This window comes from Azospirillum isscasi (genome assembly GCF_030849505.1).
GTDB classification, from domain to species: Bacteria; Pseudomonadota; Alphaproteobacteria; order Azospirillales; family Azospirillaceae; genus Azospirillum; species Azospirillum isscasi.
Genome location: NZ_JAUJFI010000097.1, coordinates 1 through 22,384, shown reverse-complemented (window position 1 = coordinate 22,384; position 22,384 = coordinate 1). Strand labels below are relative to the sequence as shown.

General features: G+C 68.1%; 14 protein-coding genes. 8 read left to right on the top strand and 6 right to left on the bottom strand.

Annotation, left to right across the window (positions count from 1 at the left end):
* From QSG27_RS18365 to QSG27_RS18350, 4 genes are all read left to right on the top strand, one after another.
* A partial coding sequence (locus QSG27_RS18365) for a hypothetical protein (protein WP_306708631.1) occupies positions 1 to 853 on the top strand: 853 nt, incomplete at its 5' end.
* A 516-nt stretch (positions 854 to 1,369) separates the two neighbouring features.
* Positions 1,370 to 2,383 (top strand): AAA family ATPase, encoded by a 1,014-nt coding sequence (locus QSG27_RS18360; protein WP_306708630.1) that lies wholly within the window; start codon positions 1,370 to 1,372, stop codon positions 2,381 to 2,383.
* Positions 2,373 to 3,239: a ParB/RepB/Spo0J family partition protein gene (locus QSG27_RS18355; RefSeq protein ID WP_306708628.1), complete on the top strand. Its 867-nt coding sequence runs from the start codon at positions 2,373 to 2,375 to the stop codon at positions 3,237 to 3,239. The genes QSG27_RS18360 and QSG27_RS18355 overlap by 11 nt, the downstream gene beginning before the upstream one ends.
* A gap of 104 nt (positions 3,240 to 3,343) precedes the next feature.
* Positions 3,344 to 6,787: a DEAD/DEAH box helicase gene (locus QSG27_RS18350; protein ID WP_306708626.1), complete on the top strand. Its 3,444-nt coding sequence runs from the start codon at positions 3,344 to 3,346 to the stop codon at positions 6,785 to 6,787.
* 71 nt (positions 6,788 to 6,858) lie between these two features.
* Here the strand turns inward: QSG27_RS18350 and QSG27_RS18345 are convergent, their stop codons facing one another.
* From QSG27_RS18345 to QSG27_RS18320, 6 genes are all read right to left on the bottom strand, one after another.
* Positions 6,859 to 10,059: an efflux RND transporter permease subunit gene (locus QSG27_RS18345; RefSeq protein ID WP_306708624.1), complete on the bottom strand. Its 3,201-nt coding sequence runs from the start codon at positions 10,057 to 10,059 to the stop codon at positions 6,859 to 6,861.
* Positions 10,060 to 10,098: 39 nt separating this feature from the next.
* The gene (locus QSG27_RS18340) at positions 10,099 to 11,283 is read right to left on the bottom strand and encodes an efflux RND transporter periplasmic adaptor subunit (protein ID WP_306708622.1); all 1,185 of its coding nucleotides are present in this window, start codon (positions 11,281 to 11,283) and stop codon (positions 10,099 to 10,101) included.
* 20 nt (positions 11,284 to 11,303) lie between these two features.
* On the bottom strand, positions 11,304 to 12,155 hold the full coding sequence (locus QSG27_RS18335) for an alpha/beta hydrolase (RefSeq protein WP_306708620.1): 852 nt from the start codon (positions 12,153 to 12,155) through the stop codon (positions 11,304 to 11,306).
* A gap of 120 nt (positions 12,156 to 12,275) precedes the next feature.
* Positions 12,276 to 13,274, bottom strand: a complete 999-nt coding sequence (locus QSG27_RS18330; protein WP_306708618.1) for a LysR family transcriptional regulator — start codon at positions 13,272 to 13,274, stop codon at positions 12,276 to 12,278.
* Between the two features lie 140 nt (positions 13,275 to 13,414).
* Positions 13,415 to 13,633, bottom strand: a complete 219-nt coding sequence (locus QSG27_RS18325) for a hypothetical protein (RefSeq protein ID WP_306708616.1) — start codon at positions 13,631 to 13,633, stop codon at positions 13,415 to 13,417.
* A gap of 4 nt (positions 13,634 to 13,637) precedes the next feature.
* Entirely contained in the window at positions 13,638 to 14,873 is a 1,236-nt protein-coding gene (locus tag QSG27_RS18320) for a plasmid replication protein (RefSeq protein ID WP_306708614.1), read from the bottom strand.
* A gap of 792 nt (positions 14,874 to 15,665) precedes the next feature.
* On the opposite strand from QSG27_RS18320, the gene QSG27_RS18315 reads away from it, so the two are divergent.
* From QSG27_RS18315 to cas1, 4 genes are all read left to right on the top strand, one after another.
* A complete protein-coding gene (locus QSG27_RS18315; RefSeq protein ID WP_306708613.1) occupies positions 15,666 to 16,478 on the top strand; it encodes a helix-turn-helix domain-containing protein in 813 nt (270 codons plus the stop codon).
* 14 nt (positions 16,479 to 16,492) lie between these two features.
* Entirely contained in the window at positions 16,493 to 17,119 is a 627-nt protein-coding gene (locus QSG27_RS18310) for a hypothetical protein (RefSeq protein WP_306708611.1), read from the top strand.
* Between the two features lie 1,049 nt (positions 17,120 to 18,168).
* Positions 18,169 to 21,468: a type II CRISPR RNA-guided endonuclease Cas9 gene (cas9, locus tag QSG27_RS18305; RefSeq protein WP_407653243.1), complete on the top strand. Its 3,300-nt coding sequence runs from the start codon at positions 18,169 to 18,171 to the stop codon at positions 21,466 to 21,468.
* Positions 21,465 to 22,384 (top strand): type II CRISPR-associated endonuclease Cas1 (cas1, locus tag QSG27_RS18300; RefSeq protein ID WP_306708607.1); only part of this gene is annotated, 920 nt, incomplete at its 3' end. The genes cas9 and cas1, both read left to right, overlap by 4 nt.

The following is a 22,384-nucleotide window of genomic DNA, read 5'->3' as shown; positions in this document are numbered from 1 at the left end:
GGGCGGGCTGACCGGCGTCTTCGCCGACCGGCTGGACCGCGCGACGGTGGGCCGGGCGCTGCGGGCGCGCCGCACCTTCGCGACCACGGGCGAACGCAGCTTCGCCAGCCTGCGGCTGGGCGACCGCTGGATGGGCGAGGTGGTGAAGGCCGCGCCGGGGGATGAACTGGACTACCGGCTGTTGGGCGACCGGGGGTGGGAGACTTTGCGCCTGTTCGACGGCGACCGGCTGGTCTGGGAACGCGACCTGCACCGCGAACTGGGCCTGTCGGAGACGAGGATCCGCCTGCGGCTGGGCGGTGCCCGCATCAAGGACCGCTACCGCGGCGCCTATTGGGACGGCGGGATCACCGTCACCGGTGCCGCCGTGCAGCGGGTCGAGCCCTTCGGCTTCGACCATCCGGAGCAGGGGTGCTGGCGACGCGACGCGACCACCGTCGCCATCCGCACCGTCACCCACGGCGACAGCGACGGGGTGGAACTGGTCTTGTCGCGTCTGGCCGGCACGCGCATCCAGGTGCGTCTGGCCATCGGCACCTATGTGAAGGTCGGCAATCCGCTGACGCCGCCGCCCAACCCGCACGCCCCCGAAGCGGTGCTGGACATCGACGGCGACGCGCTGCTCGCCGGCACAGGCCCCCAGGCCGGGCGGGTGACCCGTGTCCTGCCCGGCACCGAGCTGGAGGTGACGGTGGAGCGGGTCACCGAGGCGCCGCTGCCCCGTGATCTGGCCGGGCGCATTCCGCTCGCCGGACTCGGCCTCGCCCCGGACCGCGAGCATCCGCTGTTCCTCACCGCACGCCAACGCGACCAGTCGCGGGTCTGGACCTCGGCGCTGTTCCTGACGCCATGAGCGGGCGCGCCGGTGCCGACCGCCAGGATGCCGACCGCCAGGATGCCGGCCTGAAAGTCGGCGTCCGCCACGGCGGTGAACGGGCCAAAGCGGACCGAGACGCCGTGCGGCGCCACGGACGGCGTGGGGCACAGCGTTGCTTGTTCCATTCCAAGCGTTCTCCACAGAAGAACGTTGTTCTATTTCATGAATAAAAGCACGTTCGGGGCATTTTGACCGACGTTTCCACAACCAGTCAGCATTTGGTCTGATCGTTCTTTCAACCATTCATATGTAATTGCCAAGGATTTGCTTGGGATTTCCAGCGGATGATTTCCAGCGGATTCGACCCGCCCCGTCAGGCGGCCAAGGCGGTGCGGCTGTCGCGGCGGCGGTCATCCGGACCCGACATTCACCCCACCCGACAGCAAGGACATGACGGTGCCGCCGGTCCAGTTCCGGCAACTGAGCGGGCATCCGTTGACAAAGTTCCGGCAACTTGAGCAGAATCGCCGAAACCGAACGAAGGGGATGCCGATGCCGCCGCTTGGTGGGGACGAGATGCGCCAATTGCGCGAGCGCCGCGGGGAAAACCAGACTCAATTCGCCGATTGGCTCAACGATGGGCTCGGGCGCAGCTACACGAAGGCGAAGATCAGCCGATGGGAAGGCGGGGCGGAGCGAATCCCCCAGCAGGTCCAGGACTTCCTGGCGGACCAGACCACGGAAGACCGTCCGCGTTCGGCCACCTTCCTGGCGATCGCCAACCAGAAGGGCGGCGTGGGCAAGACCGCCACGGCGGTGAACCTCGCCTATGCCCTGACGGAAGGGGGCGCCCGGGTGCTGCTGATCGACTGCGACTCCCAGAGCAACGCGACGGTCCATGTCGGCGTCGGCAACGCGGCCATCGTCGATCTGGAGCAGCAACGCAAGACGCTCTATTTCGTGCTCCGCTCCGACGAGCCGATCACGTCGGTCATCGTCCCGACCGGCGAACGGGGCCTGGACCTCGTCCCGGCGGGCCTTTCGCTGGCGGACGCCGATGTCGAACTGGCCGCCGATTCCACCGGGGGGCTCGTGCTGCGTGAGAAGCTCGACGAGGTGCGCGGCACCTATGATTTCGTGGTCATGGATTGCGCGCCGAATCTGGGGCTGGTGACAGCCAACGCGCTGTCGGCGGCGGAGCTGGTCATCGTGCCGGTTCAGACCGAAGCGCTGTCCCTGCTGGGCGTGAAACGGCTGGTGGACACCATCACCCGCATCCGGCGCCGCGTGAACCCGCGGCTGAAGATCGCCGGCATCATCCCCACCATGTACAACGAGCGTCTGACGCAGGACCGCGCGACGCTGCAGGAACTGCGCGAGTCCTACGCCGATCAGGTTCCGGTGTTTCCCCCGATCCCCCGCGCCACCGTCTACGGAAAGGCCGCCGCCGCCGGCATGATCACACTGGCCGGCGACCCGGGCGCCCCGGGGGCGGAGACCTTCCGCGAGGTGGCCCGCCAGATCCGAGCCTACGCCACGCAGCGGGAGGCGACCCATGCCGCGTAAGTTCGAACGCAAGACGAAGGAGCTGCTGGGCGGCTCCCCCACGCTTTCGATCGGCACCGACAAGCTGTTCGGCACGTCCGCGGGCTTCCCCCATGTGGTCGAGCTGGACATCGACCGGGTCCACCGCAACCCCGACCAGCCGCGCCGCCATTTCGACGAGAACGAACTGCACAGCCTGGCCGCGTCCATCGACCGCTATGGCTTGCAGAACCCGATCCTGGTCCGGCCCCTTGCGCAGGGAGACTATCTGCTGATCGGCGGGGAGCGCCGGATCCGCGCCCATGAGATCCTGGGCCGCAAGACGGTCTTCGCCATTCTCACATCCGGCGACCCCGACGAGATCGGGCTGATCGACAACGTTCAGCGCGTCGATCTCAACGCGGTGGAGTATGCCGCCGCCCTCGCCCGCTTGGTCGAGAAGCACGGCTACACCCACGACGAACTGGCGGCGGTCGTCGGCAAGGACCGCACCGACGTCACCAAGCTGCTGGCCATTCTGTCGCTGCCAGGCCATGTGCTGGAGGAATATACGGCCTCCTGCACGCATGTGTCGCGGTCGGTGCTGATCGAGATCGCGGCGGCGCCGGATGACCTGCGGCCCGCGCTGTGGGCGCAGGCGAAAGAGGGCGCCTCGGTCAAGGCGGTCCGTCAGGCCAAGCGCGACCACGCCCAGGGGTCCTCCACCCGCGAAGCCGGGCCGCACGACCCCGAGCGGACGCTTCAGGCGAGCGTCAAGCGCATCATCCGCGATGTTGCCGTCGTTCGCGAACAGCGCCACCTGCTCGACACCGCGCATCGTGAACGCCTGCTTCAATTGCGTGCGGAAATCGACGCGATCCTTGAGGGCGCCGGTTAAAGGGTTCGAACCGGACATGTGGGACGTCCCACATGCCCGGTTTCACCCCGCCTTGGAAAGGCCGCGGTCCGGATCCCGCTCATGCCTTCGGGAGTGCCGTTCTCGTGATCGATCCACACTCCTTGCGCCGGTTCTTCGATCATGGCTCCTTCGAACGAGGACAACGCTATGAGCGTGAAGGGCGCGTGCGGGCGCTCGATGTGGTGGCGCATCAAAGCAACGCCCTTTTTATCACCGCCACGGTCCAGGGCTCGGAGCGCCATCCCTACGAACAGGAGATCGAGGTTGTCTTGAAGGGGAGCGCGGTCCACGGCGTGGATGGCCGTTGCAACTGTCCGGTTGGACAGAATTGCAAGCATGTCGCCGCCGCGGTCATCGCCTGGGCGCGGCGGGGGGAGACGCAAGCGCGGCACCCCGAACCTTCACCCATCCCACCGCCCGCCCCACCGCCCGCCCCGCTGCCCGTGCTTTCCGCCCCCCTTCAGACGCTGCTCTTCCGGCTGGACGAGGCGGCGGAGCGGGACGCCGGGGACCGTTATCCCGAGACGGTGCGCAAGCGGCTGCTCTACGCGCTGGGTCTGGAGGACGAGGCGGACGGCGGGCGGCGGCTGGCGTTGCGCGTTCTGTCGGTCTCGCTGCGCAAGGGCGGCGGGTTCGCCAACGACGAAAGGAGCTACGACGGCCGCCAGCTCAACAGCCTGCCGGAGGCGAAGTTCATCACTCCGGCGGATCACGCCATTCTGTCCGCCGTGGTGCAGGGGGGGCGCGATGCCTCCTCCGGCGCCTTCGCGCTGAAGGCGGATTGGGCGCCCTGGCTGATCGAGCGGATGCTGCGCACCGGGCGCCTCTATTGGGGCGATTACCGCGACGGGCAGCCTGTGCGCTCGGGTCCTGCACGGATGGGAACGCCGCGCTGGGACTGCGACAGCGCCGGTCGGCAGCGTTTCGCCATCGCGCTGGACACGCCTTCGGCCATTGCGCTGCCGACCGTGCCGCTCCTTTATCTCGATCCGGACAGCGGGGAGTGCGGCCCCATCGACACGGGCATGTCGCCCCATGTCTCCGCCACGCTGCTGGGCGCGCCGCCGCTGCCACCGGGGGAGGTCGCCGCCTTCCGCAAGTCGGTGGAGCGGATCGGCGCCCGGCTGCCGGTTCTGCCGGAGCCGCCTGCCCGCACCAAAACGCGGACCGTCGCCCCGCGTCCGATCCTGCGCCTGAGGCTCGCCCGCAGGACGTCGCCTTACGGATACGGATACGGCTATGGCTACGGGTACAATTACGGGGCCACCGTGAGTCTCGATGTCCCCGCCGCCGTTCTTGCCTTCGATTACGGCGGCGTTCGCGTTGCTCCCAGCGATCCGGCGGTGCCGCTGCAATGGATGGAAGAGGGCGTGCTGGTCACGGCCCGTCGCCAGCCGAAGGTGGAAGCGAAGGCCGCGGGTCGTCTGCGCAAGGCCGGTCTCGTCCTCAACGATCTGATGCTGAGCGTCGCCGGAGGCCCGCCGCAGTTGCGGGCCTTTCATGTCGTGCCCGATCAGTCGCCACATGAAAGCTCCATCTGGCTGGAACTGTGCCACACCGTCCTGCCCGCTCTGCGGGCCGAGGGCTGGGGCGTGGAATTCGACCCGGATTTTCCCTTCCAAATTCTGGACGCGCCAAGGGACTGGTCCTTTGAGATCGGTGACGGCACGGGAATCGATTGGTTCGGCCTGTCGCTGGGCGTCGAGGTTGCGGGTGAGCGCGTCGACCTGTTGCCCGTGCTGCGCTCCGTGATCGAGGTGATGGGCCGCATCGCCTTCGACGGCACGCGCCCGGAACTCGACGTGATGCTGGACGCGGTGGCACCGGAAGGTGTCGTGTTCGTCCGGTTGGACGAAACCCGCTTCCTGCCCTTGCCGGTGGACCGCCTGCGCCCGCTGATCGGCGTGCTGATGGAGTTGTTCGGCCTTCAGGCGGGTGTGGACGGCCTGCGCATCGGGCGGACGCATCTGGGCGATCTGACCGCGCTGGAGGAGGCCGCGTCCGCCGCCGGCATTCCGCTGCTGGGCGCTGACGCGGTGCGCGGCATGGCGCGGGCGCTGCGCGAGGCGGGTGGGGGGCCCGCGGCGGCGGTGCCGGCGGGGCTGCGGGGGACTCTGCGGCCCTACCAGAAGACCGGGCTGGACTGGATGCAATTCCTTGGCGCACACGGCTTCGGCGGCATCCTGGCCGACGACATGGGGCTGGGCAAGACGGTGCAGGCGTTGGCCCACCTGCTGGTCGAGAAGGAGGCCGGACGGCTCGACCGGCCCAGCCTGCTGGTGGCGCCGACCAGCGTGCTGGGCAACTGGCGGGCGGAGGTGCAGCGCTTCGCGCCGGAACTGCGGACGGTGGTGCTGCACGGGCCGCAGCGCAAGGCGGCGCACGGCGCGCTTGCCGAGCACGATCTCGTGGTGACCTCCTACGCGCTGCTGCCGCGCGACCGCGAGGCGCTGGAGGCGCAGCCCTGGCATCTGGCGATCTTCGACGAGGCGCAATACCTGAAGAACCCCACTGCCCAGGCGGCGAAGGCGGCCCAGGCGCTGGAGGCGCGGCAGCGGCTGTGCCTGACCGGCACGCCGGTGGAGAACAATCTGGACGAGCTGTGGGCGCTGTTCTCGCAGGCCGTGCCATCGCTGCTGGGCGACCGCACCGGCTTCCGCCGCCAGTTCCGCACGCCGGTGGAAAAGCACGGCAACGCCGAGCGGCAGCGGGTGCTGGCCCGGCGCGTCCGCCCCTTCCTTCTGCGCCGGACCAAGGAGGAGGTGGCCGCCGATCTGCCGCCCAAGACGGAGATGGTCGAGACGGTGGAACCGCTGGAGGCACAGCGCGACCTCTACGAGACGATCCGCCTCGCCATGGACCAGCGGGTGCGGGAGGAGCTAGCCCGCAAGGGGCTGGCGCGCAGCCACATCACCATCCTGGACGCGCTGTTGAAGCTGCGGCAGGTCTGCTGCGACCCGCGGCTGGTGAAGCTGGAAAGCGCGCGCAAGAAGGTGGCGAAGGGTGCGGCCTCGGCCAAGCTCGACCGGTTGCTGGAGATGCTTCCGGAGCTGCTGGCGGACGGGCGGCGCATCCTGCTGTTCTCGCAGTTCACCTCGATGCTCGACCTTATCAAGCCGGAGCTGGAGAAACAGGCCATTCCGTTCGTGGAGCTGACCGGCGACACGCGCGACCGCGACACCCCGGTGCGGCGCTTCCAGGCGGGCGAAGTGCCGCTGTTCCTGATCAGCCTGAAGGCCGGCGGCACGGGGCTGAACCTGACGGCGGCGGACACGGTGATCCACTACGACCCGTGGTGGAACCCGGCGGTGGAGGCCCAGGCGACCGACCGCGCCCACCGCATCGGCCAGGACAAGCCGGTCTTCGTCTACAAGCTGGTGACCATGGGCACGGTGGAGGAGCGCATGGTCCAGCTTCAGGAGCGCAAGCGGCAGCTTGGCGAGGCCGTCTACGACGAGGCGGGCGGTGCGGAGGGTCTGCTGACCGCCGCGGACGTGGACTTCCTGCTGGCCCCCATCGACGCCTGAGGCGCCGGTGAAACGACCAAGGCCCGCCACGAAGGGGCGGGCCTCGGCGAAGCGGCAAAACTCAGGGACGCTCAGTCGTCCCCATGCCCATACCCATGCCCGTGGGCGAGCGCCGCGTTGGCCGGCCCCGCCGCCACCGGCTTTCCGGCCCCCACCATCGTGCGCAGCAGGACGTAGAAGACCGGCGTCAGCACCAGGCCGAACAGGGTGACGCCGATCATCCCGGAGAACACCGCCACACCCATGGCGTGGCGCATCTCCGCCCCCGCCCCGGTGGAGGTCACCAGCGGCACCACGCCCATGATGAAGGCGATGGAGGTCATCAGGATGGGCCGCAGCCGCAGCCGGCTGGCCTCGATGGCGGCCTGGACCACGCTGCGCCCCTGGTGCTCCAGCTCGCGGGCGAACTCGACGATCAGGATGGCGTTCTTCGCCGACAGGCCGACCAGAACCATGAAGCCGATCTGGGTGAAGATGTTGTTGTCGCCCCCCGTCAGCCACACCCCGGCCAGCGCCGACATCAGGCTCATCGGCACGATCAGCAGGATGGCCAGCGGCAGGGTCAGGCTCTCGTACTGCGCGGCCAGCACCAGGAAGACCAGCAGGATGCTGATGGGGAAGATCCACAGCGCCGCGTTGCCGGCCAGGATCTCCTGATAGGTCAGGTCGGTCCATTCGAACCGCACGCCGCGCGGCAGGGTTTCCTGGGCGATGCGCTCCGCCGCGGCCTGCGCCTGTCCGGAGGAGTAGCCGGGGGCCGGGCCGCCGTTGATGTCGGCGGCGGTGTAGCCGTTGTAGCGCACGACCATCTCCGGCCCATAGCTCTGCTTCACCGTGACCAGCGAGGAGAGCGGCACCATGTCGCCCTGGGCGTTGCGCGTCTTCAGCAGGCCGATGTCGGCGGATTCGGCGCGGAAGGGCGCGTCGGCCTGGACGCGGACCTGATAGACCCGCCCGAAGCTGTTGAAGTCGTTCACATAGAGCGAGCCCAGATAGATCTGCATGGTGTCGAACACCTCGCCGATGGGCACACCCTGCTGCTTGGCCTTCACGCGGTCGAGATCGACGTCGAGCTGCGGCACGTTGATCTGGTAGCTGGAGAAGCTCGGCCCCAGCTCCGGCGTCTGCATCGCCTTCTTCAGGAAGGCGCCGACCGCCGCGTTCAGCGCCTCGTAGCCCAGCGCGCCGCGGTCCTCCAGCTGCATCTTGAAGCCGCCCAGCGTGCCCAGCCCCATCACCGGGGGCGGCGGGAAGATGGCGACGAAGGCTTCCTTAAGCCCGGCGTAGCGCTTTTGCAGGTCACCCGCGATGGCGGCGGCGGACAGCGACGGGTCCTTGCGTTCGGCGAAGGGCTTCAGCGTGACGAAGACGATGCCGGCGCTGGAGCTGTTGGTGAAGCCGTTGACCGACAGGCCGGGGAAGGCGACGGCGCTCTGCACGCCGGGGCGGGCCAGCGCGATGTCGGTCATCTCGCGGATCACCGCCTCCGTGCGGTCGAGCGAAGCGCCGTTGGGAAGCTGGGCGAAGCTGATCAGGTATTCCTTGTCCTGCGCCGGGACGAAGCCCATCGGCACGGTGCGGCCGAGCAGCACGGTGACGCCGAGCAGCCCGACATAGACCAGCATCATCAGCCCCTTGTGCCGCACCACCCCGCCGACCCCGCGGCCATAGCCGGTCGAGGCACGGTGGAAGACGCGGTTGAACAGCCGGAAGAAGCCGCCGAAGACCCGGTTCATCGCGCGGGTCAGCCAATCCTGGGGCTGGTCGTGGGCGCGCAGCAGCACCGCCGCCAGGGCCGGCGACAGGGTGAGCGAGTTGAAGGCGGAAATGACGGTGGAGATCGCGATGGTCATCGCGAACTGCTTGTAGAACTCGCCGGTCAGGCCGCTCATCGCCGCCAGCGGCACGAAGACGGCGACCAGCGTCAACGCGATGGCGATGATCGGGCCGCTGACCTCCTGCATGGCGCGGTAGGTGGCTTCCTTGGCCGACAGGCCGTTCTCGATGTTGCGCTCGACGTTCTCCACGACGACGATGGCGTCGTCCACGACGATGCCGATGGCCAGCACCATGCCGAACAGCGACAGCGCGTTGATCGAATAGCCCAGCGCCAGCATCAGCGAGAAGGTGCCGACGATGGACACCGGGACCGCCAGAAGCGGAATGATCGAGGCGCGCCACGTCTGAAGGAAAACGATGACCACCAGCACGACCAGGGCGACCGCCTCCAGCAGCGTGTGGATCACCGCGTCGATGCTGGAGCGGACGAACTGCGTCGGGTCGTAGACGATGCTGTAGTCCACGCCGTCCGGCATGTCGGCCTTCAGGTCGGCCATCGCCGCGCGGATGGCGTCGGAGATGGCCAGCGCGTTGGCGCCCGGCGACTGGTTGATGCCCAGCGCCACCGCCGGCTTGTTGTTCAGCAGCGACCGCAGGCCGTACTGCGCCGCCGCCAGTTCCACACGGGCGACGTCGCGCAGCAGGGTGACGCCGCCCTGCTCGCCGGTCTTCAGGATGATCGCGCCGAACTCCTCCGGCGTCTTCAGGCGGCCCTGGGCGTTGATCGAAAGCTGCAACGGCGTGTCGGGCAGCGCGGGCGAGGCGCCGATGACGCCCGCCGCGACCTGGACGTTCTGCTCGCGGATCGCCGCCACCACGTCCGACGCGGTCAGGCCGCGCTGGGCGACCTTGTTGGGGTCGAGCCAGACGCGCATGGAATAGTCGCCGGCGCCCCACACCTGCACTTCGCCGACGCCGGAGATCCGGCTCAGCCGGTCCTTGACGTTCAGGATGGCGTAGTTGCGCAGGTAGGTCATGTCGTAGCGGTCGCTGGGCGACAGCAGATGCACGACCATCGTCAGGGTGGGCGAGCTTTTGACCGTCGTCACGCCCAGCCGCTGCACGTCGGACGGCAGGCGCGGCAGCGCCTGCGACACCCGGTTCTGCACGAGCTGCTGCGCCTTGTCCGGGTCGGTGCCCAGCCGGAAGGTCACGGTCAGCGCCATGTTGCCGTCGCTGTTGGCCTGCGACTGCATGTACAGCATGTTCTCGACGCCGTTGATCTGCTCCTCCAGCGGGGAGGCAACGGTTTCGGCGATGACCTTGGGGTTGGCGCCCGGGAACTGGGCGCGCACGACGACCGATGGCGGAACGACCTCCGGGTATTCGGAGATGGGCAACTGGAACAGCGAGATCGCTCCCGCCAGGAACAGCGCCACCGACAGCACGCCCGCGAAAATCGGGCGGTCGATGAAGAATTTCGAGATGTTCATGATGGCTCTCCCGGCGGGACTCCCGTCATGGCTTGAGGATCAGGGAGCGTTGGACGCGGTTTCGATGGCGTCGCCCGGCTTGCCCATCGCCACCACCTTCGGGCTGATGCGGGCGCCGGGGCGGGCGTGCTGGAGGCCGTTGACGACGATGCGCTCGCCCGCTTCAAGCCCGCTCTTCACCACCCGCAACCCGTTCTGCGCCGGGCCGGGGACGATCTCGCGGTACTGCACGGTGTCGTCGCCGCCCACCACCAGGACGAACTTCTTGTCCTGGTCGGTGTTGATGGCGCGGTCCTCGACCATCAGCGCGTCGTGCGGGGTGCTGCCGCCGACCTTGACGCGGGCGTAGAGGCCGGGGACCAGCATCCCGTCCGGATTGTCGAACCTGGCGCGGACGCGGATGGTGCCCGACACGGCGTCCAGCCGGTTGTCCACATGCTCCACCGTGCCGCCGCGCGAATAGCCGCTCTCGTTGGCGAGGCCGAGCTGCACCGGCACGTCGGCGGCGTCCTTCACGCTGGCGATGTGGCGCAAATAGGTCTGCTCATCGACGTCGAAGGAGGCGTAGATGGGGGAGACCGAAACCAGCGTGGTCAGCGGGGCGGCGGAGGCGCCGGACGCCACGACGTTGCCGACCGTCACCTCGGCGCGCGAGACGCGGCCCGCGATGGGCGCGGTGACCTGGGTGTGCTCCAGGTCGATGCGGGCGAGGTCGAGGGCGGCCTGCGCCGCCTTCAGGTTGGCGACCGCCTCGCGGGCGGCGTTCTCCTTCTCGTCCAGGGTCTGGCGGGAGACGGTGGCGTTCTGCACCAAGCGCTGGGCACGGTCGAGGTCGGCGGCGGTGAAGCGCACCGCGGCCTGCGCGGCGGCGACCTGGGCTTCGGCCCGCGCAACCTCGGCGACATGGGGGCGCGGGTCGATGGTGAAGAGGGGGTCGCCCTTCCTGACCAAAGCACCATTGCGGAAATGGACGGCGGTGATGGCGCCGGACACCTGCGGGCGCACCTCCACCCGGTCCACCGCCTCCAGGCGGCCCGAGTAGGATTGCCAGTCGGTGATTTTGCGCGCGACGACCGGCGCCACGTCCACCTCGGGCGGCGGTGGGGCGGCGGTGGCCGCGGCGGGGGCGTCGGCATGGCCCTGGGTGGCGACGACCCCGGCCACACCGGCGGTGGCGGCGCCGACGGCGAGAAGAAGGGCGAGCTTCGACGGAGACAACGACATGGGAGCAATCTCCTGGGGGATCAGACAGGGACGCCGGCACCGTCCACGGGGGACAGGCGGCGGCGGAAGAAGTCGGCGACCGCCAGCAGCGCCGGGCGGTGGCCCGGCAAAGCGGCGTGCGAGATGGCGGGGAAACGGGTGACCTCGGTGGGCACGCCGGCTCCGATCAGGTTGGCGGCGTACTGCTCCGCCTCGATGCGCAGCACATCCTTCTGCGCGGTGACGATCAGCGTGGGCGGCAGCCCGGCCAGCCGGCGGGAGTCCAGCGGTGCGGCGTAGGGATGCAGCCGCTGCGCCGCCTCGGGCAGATAGGCGCGGTAGCAACGGGCGTAAGCGGTGGCCGGAACGTCGGACTGCATCGCCTCGGCATCCCCCGCCCGGGTCAGGCTGGGATCGAGCATCGGGCCGAGCAGGGCCTGCGCGCGGATGTCCACGTCGCCCCGGTCGCGGGCCAGGAAGGTCAGCGAGGCGGCGACATGGCCGCCGGCATCGTGCCCGGCCACGCCCAGCCCGCCCTTGGCGATGTTCAGGTCGCGGGCCGCGGTCAGGGTCCACAGCGCCGCCTGATGGGCGTCGTGGGCGGCGGTGGGGAAGCAGTGGACCGGGGCCAGCGAATAGGCGACCGAGACGACCAGCGCCGGCACGCTCTCCGCAATGGCGGCGGCGGCGGTCTCCGCCTCCTCCAGCGAACCGGAGGTGAAGCCGCCGCCGTGCAGATACAGCAGGGCCGGAACGGTCAGCCCGATCAGGGGCCGGTAGAGCCGCAGCCGGATGTCCTGGGCGTGACCGGCGATGGTCTGTTCATCGACCGACAGCGGGCACCGCGCCGCCCCGGCTTTGCGTGTTTTCGACTGATCCGACGAACGGCCCATGATCCGACGGTGCCTCCGCACCCCTCCCGCATTGCAACAGGAGGGAGTGTGGGCGCTCGTCCGGCTGGAATAAATACGCGGTCAACGGCAACACAATTCGGATCGGATGAACAATCCCGTTCACACGACGCAGAGGCAGGCGTTCTCCGGGTCCGCCGGGATGGCGGGTTTCGGCGGCTCCGCCCGCTCCCGGCATGCGTCGCCGTCGATCTCCCCGCCCTGCATCAGCGGGCAGCCTTCGAACAGCTCGGCCACCCAGTCGACGAAGGCGCGGACCTTCGGCGACAGGTGGCGGTTGTGCGGGTAGAGCGCCGAGATCGGCATCAGGGCCGGGCGCCATTCCTTCAGGATCTCCACCAGCGCACCGCTGCGCAGATGGGGCAGCGCCATGAAGCGCGCCACCTGCCCGATGCCCAGCCCCTCCAGCGCGCAGGTCACGTAGGCGTCGGCGTCGTTGACCGAGACGGGGCCGTTCAGCTTCACCTCGTGGGTGACGCCGTCGCGCTCGAAGCTCATCTCGTGCATCTTGCCGGTGCGGGTGAAGTAGTTGACGGCGGTGTGGCCGTCCAGCTCCTCGATGGTCCGCGGCGTGCCGTGGCGGGCGAGATAGGCGGGACTGGCGACGGTCACCGGGCGGAAGGCGCCGACCCGGCGGGCGATCAGGCTGGAATCCACCAGATCGCCGACGCGCAGCACGCAGTCCACCCCCTCCTGGATCAGGTCGATGGGGCGGTCGCTCATCCCGATCATGATCTCGATGTCGGGATAGCGGGCGTGGAACTCGTGGATGGTCGGGATGATGATCAGCCGCCCGACCGAACCCGGCATGTCCACCCGCAACCGCCCGCGCGGAGTCTTGCGGGCGCTGGTGAAGGAGGTTTCGATCTCGTCCAGGTCGGACAGGATGCGGGTGGCGCCCTCCAGATAGGCGGCGCCGTCCAACGTCAGGCTCAGCTTTCGCGTCGTCCGCTGGAGCAGGCGCACGCCGAGCGCGGCCTCCAGATTCTGGATGGTCGTCGTCACCGAGGCGCGTGGCAGGCCCAGCGTGTCGGCGGCCTTGGTGAAGCTGTTGACCTCGACGACGCGGACGAAGACGCGCATCGCGTGCAGTTTGTCCATGGTCGGTCCATCAACGCAGTGGAACGGCCCGGGTTGTGCGTGGATCGGCGCAAACGGGCCGGGCTGCGCCTATCTAAGCACAGCCGGGCCTTATGTCGATGGGGCTTTGGTGAGCTTCCCACGGAATGATGGACACCGGGTCATGCGGCCTGAAGCCCGGCCTGCTCAACCGCCTTGCGGCTGAACGGGTCCGGGACCCTCGCCGCCAGCCGCCCAAGCGCAACCCGCGATTTGGATTTCACCTGCGTCACGTCACGGCAGGGCTTCGTCTGCATGGCTTGCGTCATCGACACCTTCACCCGCAGGATCGTCGGCTGGCGGGTATCGCGCACAGCCCACTCCGGCTTCGCCGACAGCATGCGGTCAGGGTGCGTCGTCGAGGCGCAGCTTCGGCTGGGCCTCCGCATGGGCCAGCTTCTTCGAGCGCCGGCTCCGCGCCTCCAGAGCTTCGGCCGGGGTGAGCGGAACGAAACCGTCGGGCCGGGACTCGCTTCCCGTGATCGTCTTGAGCACGGTCGCGTTGACCTCCCGAACATTGCGCGCCTTGCGCACCTGTTCAAGGAAACGCACCGAGGGCATCATGACATAGTCGATGCCGTCGATCCGCTTCCCGGTCTTGTCATAGACCTTCTCGACATTTTCGAGGATGCCCTCCTCGACCAGCTGGTCGACAGCCGCCGATACCGCCCGCAGCGTGTCGCGGCGGCGGGACCATTCGTTCATGCCGGAATTCTTGATGATGTCGTCGGCGGAAAAAGTAACCGCCTTCACGCCATCATCATCCTGAACGGCTCCAGCCGGCATGCTGAACTGCGCGGAGAGCCGGTTGTAGAGCCAACGCGACACCGGCGATTTCAACCGCATCAGCCATTCGTAGGAGACCGGCTTGAATTCCAGATCCCGGATGGCGGCCGACACCAGCGCGTTGAATTCCAGATAGGTTTCCTCCTCGCCCTCGTCGTCGCCGGCAATATCCGGGCGCGAGCGGACGGCCATCTGGGGAAAGGCGGTGGAGTCCAGAAGATTGGACGACCGCTTGCGCCCTCCATCTCCGTCGCTGGTCTTGCTGATGATGATGCGCGAGCGCGCCAGGATGGTCAGAGCCTCGCGGATCTCCGTGTAGTCCCAGGTGTGGTTCACCGCCCGCAATTCGCGCCGGATCTCGTACAGGGAAAAGCGCATCTGAACCTTGTCACGCTTTTCACCGACCAGCGAGAGGCGCGAGCGGTCCATGGCGAGGCGCCTCACGACCTGCTCGACGATCTGCTCGCGCTCGGAGGGGAAGACCTCCACCTCGACCAGATCACGCGCCTGCTCCGGCGTCGCGCTCGCCACGAATTTGCCGGCCTTGGTCCGGTACACGCGGGCCGGCTGCATGGTGAGGTAATAGGTTCGGCCGTCGAACGTGAAATCGCGGTTGATCGATTTGACGAACTGGTCCTTGGTGGCCGGCGCCACGGCCTCGCTGCGGGCGTTGTCGCGCGTGACGAACACAAAGCGCGGAACAAGATCGTACAACGCGATCAAGTGGCTTTGCGAACGGTCCTCCAGTTCGAAGAGAACCAACTGCGCGGCACTGACACTGGGAACCTTCGCCATTCCGTCCTCCGAACCCGTCTCACCATAGAGGGCGCCGGTGGTTCAGCACAATCCTCCGGCCACGCCTTGCACCATTCGGATGGGGACTTCGGCCCGCCAATATCGCGCCTTTGCTCGCTGCAATCGCGCTTTTGCTCGCGATTCGGCGACTGCGGAAAACCCCAGCACCATGAAGGACGGCCCGAGCACGCGAATCGGGGAGTTGCCCGATGCGCCATTGGCCCCAGCATCGCGAGCCGGCTGAAATCGCGAGCAAAAGCGCGAGCAAAAGCGCAACCTGAACCATTGAGCCGGGCATAACCGCAACGTCCAAAGGTTCCCGGCGCATGAATCGCGAGCAAAGACGCGATCCGGCAGCAGCCAACCGCGAGTGAGAGCGCGACTCCGCGCAAGAGCGCCGAAGCGTCGAGCGCATCCCCCCGACCATGCCGGAACGGCCCAAGTGAGGACGGTATCGCGAGGAAAAGCGCGAGGTCTTCTTCTCCCTATCGCGGGCAAAAGCGCGACCCTGCCCAGCAACGGCCAGCCGCCCGCCAAGCCTCGCCCAGCCCAACGCGAGGAAAAGCGCGACATGCGCGACCTGCGGCGCTGGAGTCCGATTCGCGCGCATTGCGCGGGCAAAGGCGCGAGGATCGCGAGCAAAAGCGCGCTGCCCGCGAGCAAACACAGTGGCATCGCGAGAAGCATCGCTAGCGCGCTTTTGCTCGCGATTTGGACCGACTCCGGAGCGTGCGGAATCCTCGACCGCAAATCAGCCGACCACACCGGCGCCACCGCTCGCGAGACGCATCGATGTCCATATCCCTGAACGAGTCCGATCACGCCAGCATCGGCCAGCCTGCCAGCGGCCGTTGGGGCAGGATTCCGGCTTGGTGGCTGGACCATCCCCATCTTGACGCCGACGGCTTCGCAGTGCTGGCCGCCCTTGCGACCTACGCCGACGACCAGGGCATCTGCTGGCCGTCGCAATCGACATTGGCGGCAAAGCTGAAGCGATCCCGCCCGACCATCAACCGCATTCTGCAACGCCTCGACGAGATCGGTCTGGTCGAGATCGTGCATCGTCGCGGCAGCAACGGGGCGCGCCTTTCCTGCTTGTACCGCCTTCGCTTCGCCACCGCGGACGAGGCCGCCGCCACATCGGCTGTGCCCGTCATCGACAGGGATGACTCCCCCGTGAACGCCCCCTGTCCAGCACCGAGTCAGGAACAGCTCCATTCCGAACAGATTCCAGACTCGCTCTCCGGGTGCACGCGAGAACCGCTTCAGGAGGTTACGGAGGATTGGATGCCCGACGCCGCCGACCTCTCCTGGGCCAGAGCCCGTTTCGGCCATGTCGATCTTGCCCGGCACAGCGAAGGGTTCGTTCTGCGTTGCCGGGCACACGGCTACCGCTATCGCAACGTCGGAGCCGCCTGGCGCTCCTGGCTGGCCCAGGATGTTGCCGCCGGCAAGGCTCCCATTGTCTCCGGCACCGTGCTTGCCACCGCTCCGGCCACACCTGGGAGCCGGTCACGGGAAACCGCCGCCGAACAGCGCTTGAACGCCTGGGCCGCCGCCGCCGCGCGCCTGACGCCGAACCGCGCCGCCCATTCCCCCATCTGAGGAGCGCAGCCTGCATGACCGCCGCGATCACGCCGTTTCCGACACGCTCGCCGCTGCCCTTCGACCCCACGCTGCCGGCCACCGAGCGTCACGGCATGCTTTTGAACGCGCTGCCGCCACCGCTTCGAAGCGTTCTCGAGACCGGCAGCACCGAACGTCGCCCCCGTTTCAGCGAGGAGCGCTTCGACGGGATGGCGGAACGCTGGTTTCCTCCGGCAACGGTGACGCCGCAGGACGCGGCCATGGCGCGCCGCGCGCTGGACGACATGGCCGAGACCGTTCTCGCCCCGGCGGCACCCAACCATCTGCTCGCCCGGATACTGGCGCTGCTCAGCCATTACCCGGCGAAGAGCATGGCGCCGGACGTCGAACAGATGATCGCCCTGGACTGGGCGAGTGACCTTGGCGAATACCCGGCATGGGCCATCGATGCCGCGGCCCGCACATGGCGCCGGACGAGAAAGTGGCGGCCGAGCATCGCCGAGATGCGGGTGATCTGCGAGGAAATCTGCGCTCAGGAACGCGCCCTGGCCGACCGGTTGAGGGCTGTGGTCAAGGCCGGGGAAGGGGAATGCCAGGACACCCGGCCGGACGGGCAGGTGAGGGCGATGGCGGCAAAGTCGATCCGAAGGATGCGGTGACGGCGTTTCACCGCGTCCCATCGCCGCTCTGGAACTCTGGTAAGAGTATGAAGGGAGAGGAGAAAATACAGGAATCACACAAAAGAATTCTTTCGAACAGGTAATAAATAACGTTAGAATGCTGTTCACCATAAAGACTATTTTAAGTGTCCATGGTCAGCATTCTTCCATGTGAAATACGAGATAATGCACAAGCATGCTTGACGACACCACACGGCCTCGCATGACGGTGGAGGAGTTCGTCCGCAAAAGGGCGAAATCCTCACTGGGCGAGACTCAGGGAGCATAACAACACTTTATCGATCTTTGCCGTGTCTTGGGGGAAAAGGCCCAGGCCGACGCCAACCCGACGGCGAGGGACTATTGCTTCGAAAGGACCGTCGCCAAGACCGATGGGCGGCCCGGACGCGCCGATGTCTGGAAACGGCCTACGCGCATCTCCAGCGCTACGCGCCGGTGCTCGACAACCCGCCTCTGCTGATCGTCAGCGACATGGTCCGGATCCGGGGCCACACCAACTGGACCAACGCCGTTACGGAAAAGCACGAGATCGGCCTGACCGACCTGCGCGATCCTGACCGCCCGAACATTCTGAAATGGGCCTTTGCCGCCCCGGATCGGCTGCGGCCCGGACAGACGCTGGCCATGCTTACCGAGGAAGCGGCTGGGCCGCCCGGCTGGTGGGGCGCGGACACGACCGCTGGACGGTGGCGCATTTCCTCATGCGGCCGGTCTTCTCAAGCTGCCCCTGGATGGAGGCAAGGCGAAACAAGCACCTTCCGTGGAAGGCGATGCGCGCGAAGCGGAAATAGCCTCCCCGCGGCTGGAGAGCCCACAGGAACGCAAAAAAGAGGGGAGGGAAGCGATGAAAGGTACCCGAAACAAGAAGGGGCAGGCCGTAGCCTGCCCCGCATCTTGTGCCCGCCGAAGCGGACTTGTTAACGGCTGGACCTCGGTTTCCCATCGGCTAAAACAGGTATCGTTTCCAGCTAAGAAAAGAGTAGCAGATCCCTTCACGCGGTCAAGGGCCGTGGTATGATCTACCATGGATGGTGTTCGATAAGGCTGCCATAGCCGAACACGCTTGCAATCCTCTTGAGGAGCGGTCTGATCCCATGCAGCCCTATCGCTTGGCCCTTGACCTTGGCACCAATTCCCTTGGCTGGTGCGCGCTCGATCTGGACCACGGCGGAAAGCCGAAGGGCATCAGATGCATGGGCGTCCGCATTTTCACCGATGGACGCAACCCACAGGACAAAAACTCGCTGGCGGTGGCGCGGCGGACCGCGCGGCAGATGCGGCGGCGGCGCGACCGGACGCTGGTGCGGCGCGCGCGGTTGATGGCGGCGCTGATCCGCTTCGGCCTGATGCCCGGGGACCGGGCGGCGCGCAAGGCGCTGGAGCGGCTCGATCCGTTCGATCTGCGCACGCGGGGGCTGACCGAGCGGCTGGAGCCGCAGGAGATCGGCCGGGCGCTGTTCCACATCAACCAGCGCCGGGGCTTCAAGGCGATGCGCGGCGCCGGCGACGAGGAGGAGGCGGGCAAGATCCGCACCGCTATCGACAAGTTGGACATCCAGATGGCGGAGGCCGGCGCTCCGACCCTTGGCGCTTTCTTCGATTGGCTGCGCGCCAATGGGCGCAGCGTGCGCGCCCGGATGGTGGGGCGGGGGGCCAAAGCCGAATACCCCTTCTATCCGGCCCGTCCGATGCTGGAGGAGGAGTTCGACAGGCTGTGGGCGGCGCAGGCGCGTCACCATCCGGCTCTGCTGACCGAAGAAGCGCGCACCACCCTGCGCCACCGCATCTTCCACCAGCGCCCGCTGAAGCCGCCGGCGGTCGGCAAATGCTCCCTGTTCCCGGACGATCCCCGCGCCCCTCGGGCGTTACCCTCGGCACAGCGGTTCCGACTCTACACCGAACTCGCCAACCTGCGGATCATCGCGCCCGACCGCAGCGAGCGACCGCTGGCCATTGGGGAGCGCGACCTGATCCTGCGTGCAGCGAAGGCCAAGCCCACGAAGAAAGCTATGACCTTCAAGGACATCCGCAAGGCGCTGAAGCTCGGCTCGGACGTGGAGTTCTCCCACGAATCCACCCGCCGGCCGGAGCTGGCGACCGACGAGACCTCGGCCCTGCTGTCCGACAAGAAGCGCTTCGGCCCGCGTTGGGCGAAGCTGACCCTGGCCGAGCAGGACGAAGTGGTCGAACGGCTGCTGGCGGAAACCGACGAGGGCGCGCTGATCGACTGGCTGGTCGCCCGTTGGGACCTGGAGCCCGAGGCCGCCGCCCGCGTTGCCGACGTGTCATTGCCCGACTTCCACCTGCGCATTGGACGGAAAGCCCTGGCCGCCCTGCTGCCCGTGCTGGAGCGCGAGTCGCGTGAAGGGCGACCGATCCGCTACGATGAAGCCGTGCCGGTCGCCATCCCCAGCGCCCACCATTCCGACCGCCGGCCGGGGGAGCGGCTCGACACGCTGCCCTATTACGGCGCGGTTCTGGAACGCCACGTCGCCTTCGGCACCGGCGACCCGAAGGATTCGGAGGAGAAACGGCTCGGCCGGCTCGCCAACCCCACGGTGCACATCGGGCTGAATCAGGTGCGGCTGGTGGTGAATGAGCTGATCGAACGCTACGGCCGTCCGTATGAGATCGTCGTGGAGCTGGCCCGTCCGCTGAAGCAGACCCAGGAGGCCCGCCGCCGCGGCGAGAAGGAGCAGGCGGAGAACCAGAGAAGGAACGACGGCCGCAAGGCCCTGCTGCGCAGCGTCAACGCGCCGGTCAACGGCCGCAACCTGATGAAGCTGCGCCTGTGGGAAGAGCAGGGGAGCGGTGTCAACCGCCGCTGCCCCTACACCGGCGAGACCATCGGGCTGGAGATGCTGCTGTCCGAGAAGGTGGACATCGACCATATCCTGCCCTTTTCCCGCAGCCTGGACGACAGCGCCGCCAACAAGGTCGTCTGCCTGACCGCCTCCAACCGCGAGAAGGCGAACATGACGCCGTACGAGCGCTGGCACGGGGACGAGGCGCGCTGGTCACGGATTCTCGGCTGTGTGGAGGACCTGCCGCCCAACAAGCGCTGGCGCTTCGCCGAGAACGCCATGAACCGCTGGGACGAGGAGGGCGGCTTTCTCGCCCGGCAGATCACCGACACGCAATACCTCGCGCGGTTGGCGCGGGAGTATCTGCGCCACGTCTGCCATCCCGACCGGGTGCGCGTTTCGCCGGGGCGGTTGACCGCGCTGCTGCGCCGGCGCTGGGGCGTCGATTCCATACTGCGCGACCACAACCGCGAAGGCGGCGATCCACCCATGGACGTGACCTACGCCAAGAACCGCGACGATCATCGGCACCACGCGCTGGACGCGGCGGTGATCGGCTGCATCGACCAGGGCATGGTGCAGAAGGTGGCCCAGGCCGCTTCCCGGGCGGAAGACCGCGGGATTGACCGGTTGATGGATGATCTGGAGGACCCCTGGGACGGCTTCCGCGACGAGCTGGCCGCGCGGGGGCGTGGGCTGACCGTCTCCCACAAGCCGGAACATGGTACCGGCGGTCGCCTGCACGAGGACACCGCCTATGGTCCGACCACGGAGAAGGAGCGGGAGAAAGGCTTCAACCTCGTCTACCGCAAGCCGCTGGACGGCCTGAGCGAGAAGGAGATCGCGCGCATCCGCGACCCCGGCCTGCGCCGGGTCATGCAGGAGCGCGTGGCCTTCCACAAAGCCGGCCCGGACCGGCTGGACGCCAAGCAGGCGGTGGCGAAGGCGGCGGAGGATCTGGCGGCGACCGCGCCCTGGACCGGCATCCGCCGCGCCCGTCTTCTGGCCAAGGAGGCCGACCCGATCTGGCTCGAGGGGCCGGATGGTGCGCCCTACAAGGGCCTGATCGCCGGCGACGTGCACCACATCGACATCGTGGCCCTGCCCGATGGCCGCTGGACCGGCCGCGCGGCGACCTTGTTCGAGGCGCACCGCACCGCCCTGCCGGACGGGCGCGCCGCCCCGTACGTGCCGGCGGAGGGCGAGCGCTTCGTCATGCGCCTGCACAAGGGCGACCTCGTGAGGCTGGAGCATGACGGGCGCCTGCGCATCATGCGCGTGGCCCGGCTGGAACCCGCCAACCACCGCGTCCGCATGGCCGAACATGTCGAGGCGGGCGAACTGGACAAGCGCCACGCCGATCCGGACGACCCGTTCCGCTGGCTGATCGTCGCCTTCAGCATGCTGCGCCAGCGCAAAGCGCGGCGGGTGACGGTCGATCCGCTGGGCCGGGTGCGCGACCCCGGCTTCCCGAAATGGGCGGCGGCGCCCGCCGCTCCTTCCGGCCTTGAGACGGCCTCATGACCGGCCGCATCGTCGAGATCGCCGAGGACGGCCGGCATCTGTCGCTGTCGCGCGGCTTCCTGGTGGTGGAGTCGCGGGGCGTGGAGATCGGTCGGGTGCCGCTGGACGACATCGGCTCCGTGGTGGCGAACGCGCATGGGTTGACCTATTCCAACAACCTGCTGCTGGCCTTGTCCGAACGGGGCGTGCCGGTGGTGCTGTGCGGGCCGAACCATGTGCCGGCGGCTTTCCTGTGGCCGGTTGACGGCCACCATGTGCAGGCCCAGCGCATGCGCGCCCAGCTCAACGTCTCGGTTCCACAGACGAAAAGGCTGTGGCAGATCCTGGTGCGTGCCAAGATCCGCCAGCAGGGTGCCGTGTTGGAGGCGAAGGGCGCGCCCTCCGGCGCCTTCGAGGCTCTGGCCCGCAAGGTGCGCTCCGGCGACCCGGACAACATCGAGGCGCAGGCCGCGCGCCGTTACTGGCCGCTGCTGTTCGGCGACGACTTCCGGCGCGACTCGGATGCGGGTGGGGTGAACGGGCTGCTGAACTACGGCTATGCGATCCTGCGCTCTACTGTGGCGCGCGGGGTGATGGGGGCGGGGCTGCACCCCACACTGGGGCTGTTCCACCGCAACCGGGGCAACCCGCTGTGCCTCGTGGACGACTTGATGGAACCGTTCCGCCCCTTCGTGGACCTTGCCGTGCTGCGGCTGGCCGAAGCCGGGCATGAGGCGGTGACGCCGGAGGCCAAGCGCTTCCTGGCGCTCGTGCCGTCGCTGGACCTGCCGACGACCGAGGGCGCGACGCCCCTGTCCACCGTGGTGATGCGGGCGGCGACATCGCTGGCGCAGGCCTATCAGGCCGCGGAAAAAGGCTATGCCCGGCTTGCCGGTCGTGATTCTCTCCGTTTGAAGAGAATGCGGCCGGTGAGGGG

Coding starts and splice junctions, on each gene's coding strand:
- QSG27_RS18360 (WP_306708630.1), top strand. CDS start 1,370: ATGCCGCCGCTTGGTGGGGACGAGATGCGCCAATTGCGCGAGCGCCGC.
- QSG27_RS18355 (WP_306708628.1), top strand. CDS start 2,373: ATGCCGCGTAAGTTCGAACGCAAGACGAAGGAGCTGCTGGGCGGCTCC.
- QSG27_RS18345 (WP_306708624.1), bottom strand. CDS start 10,059: ATGAACATCTCGAAATTCTTCATCGACCGCCCGATTTTCGCGGGCGTG.
- QSG27_RS18340 (WP_306708622.1), bottom strand. CDS start 11,283: ATGTCGTTGTCTCCGTCGAAGCTCGCCCTTCTTCTCGCCGTCGGCGCC.
- QSG27_RS18335 (WP_306708620.1), bottom strand. CDS start 12,155: ATGGGCCGTTCGTCGGATCAGTCGAAAACACGCAAAGCCGGGGCGGCG.
- QSG27_RS18330 (WP_306708618.1), bottom strand. CDS start 13,274: ATGGACAAACTGCACGCGATGCGCGTCTTCGTCCGCGTCGTCGAGGTC.
- QSG27_RS18325 (WP_306708616.1), bottom strand. CDS start 13,633: ATGCTGTCGGCGAAGCCGGAGTGGGCTGTGCGCGATACCCGCCAGCCG.
- QSG27_RS18320 (WP_306708614.1), bottom strand. CDS start 14,873: ATGGCGAAGGTTCCCAGTGTCAGTGCCGCGCAGTTGGTTCTCTTCGAA.
- QSG27_RS18315 (WP_306708613.1), top strand. CDS start 15,666: ATGTCCATATCCCTGAACGAGTCCGATCACGCCAGCATCGGCCAGCCT.
- QSG27_RS18310 (WP_306708611.1), top strand. CDS start 16,493: ATGACCGCCGCGATCACGCCGTTTCCGACACGCTCGCCGCTGCCCTTC.
- cas9 (WP_407653243.1), top strand. CDS start 18,169: ATGGTGTTCGATAAGGCTGCCATAGCCGAACACGCTTGCAATCCTCTT.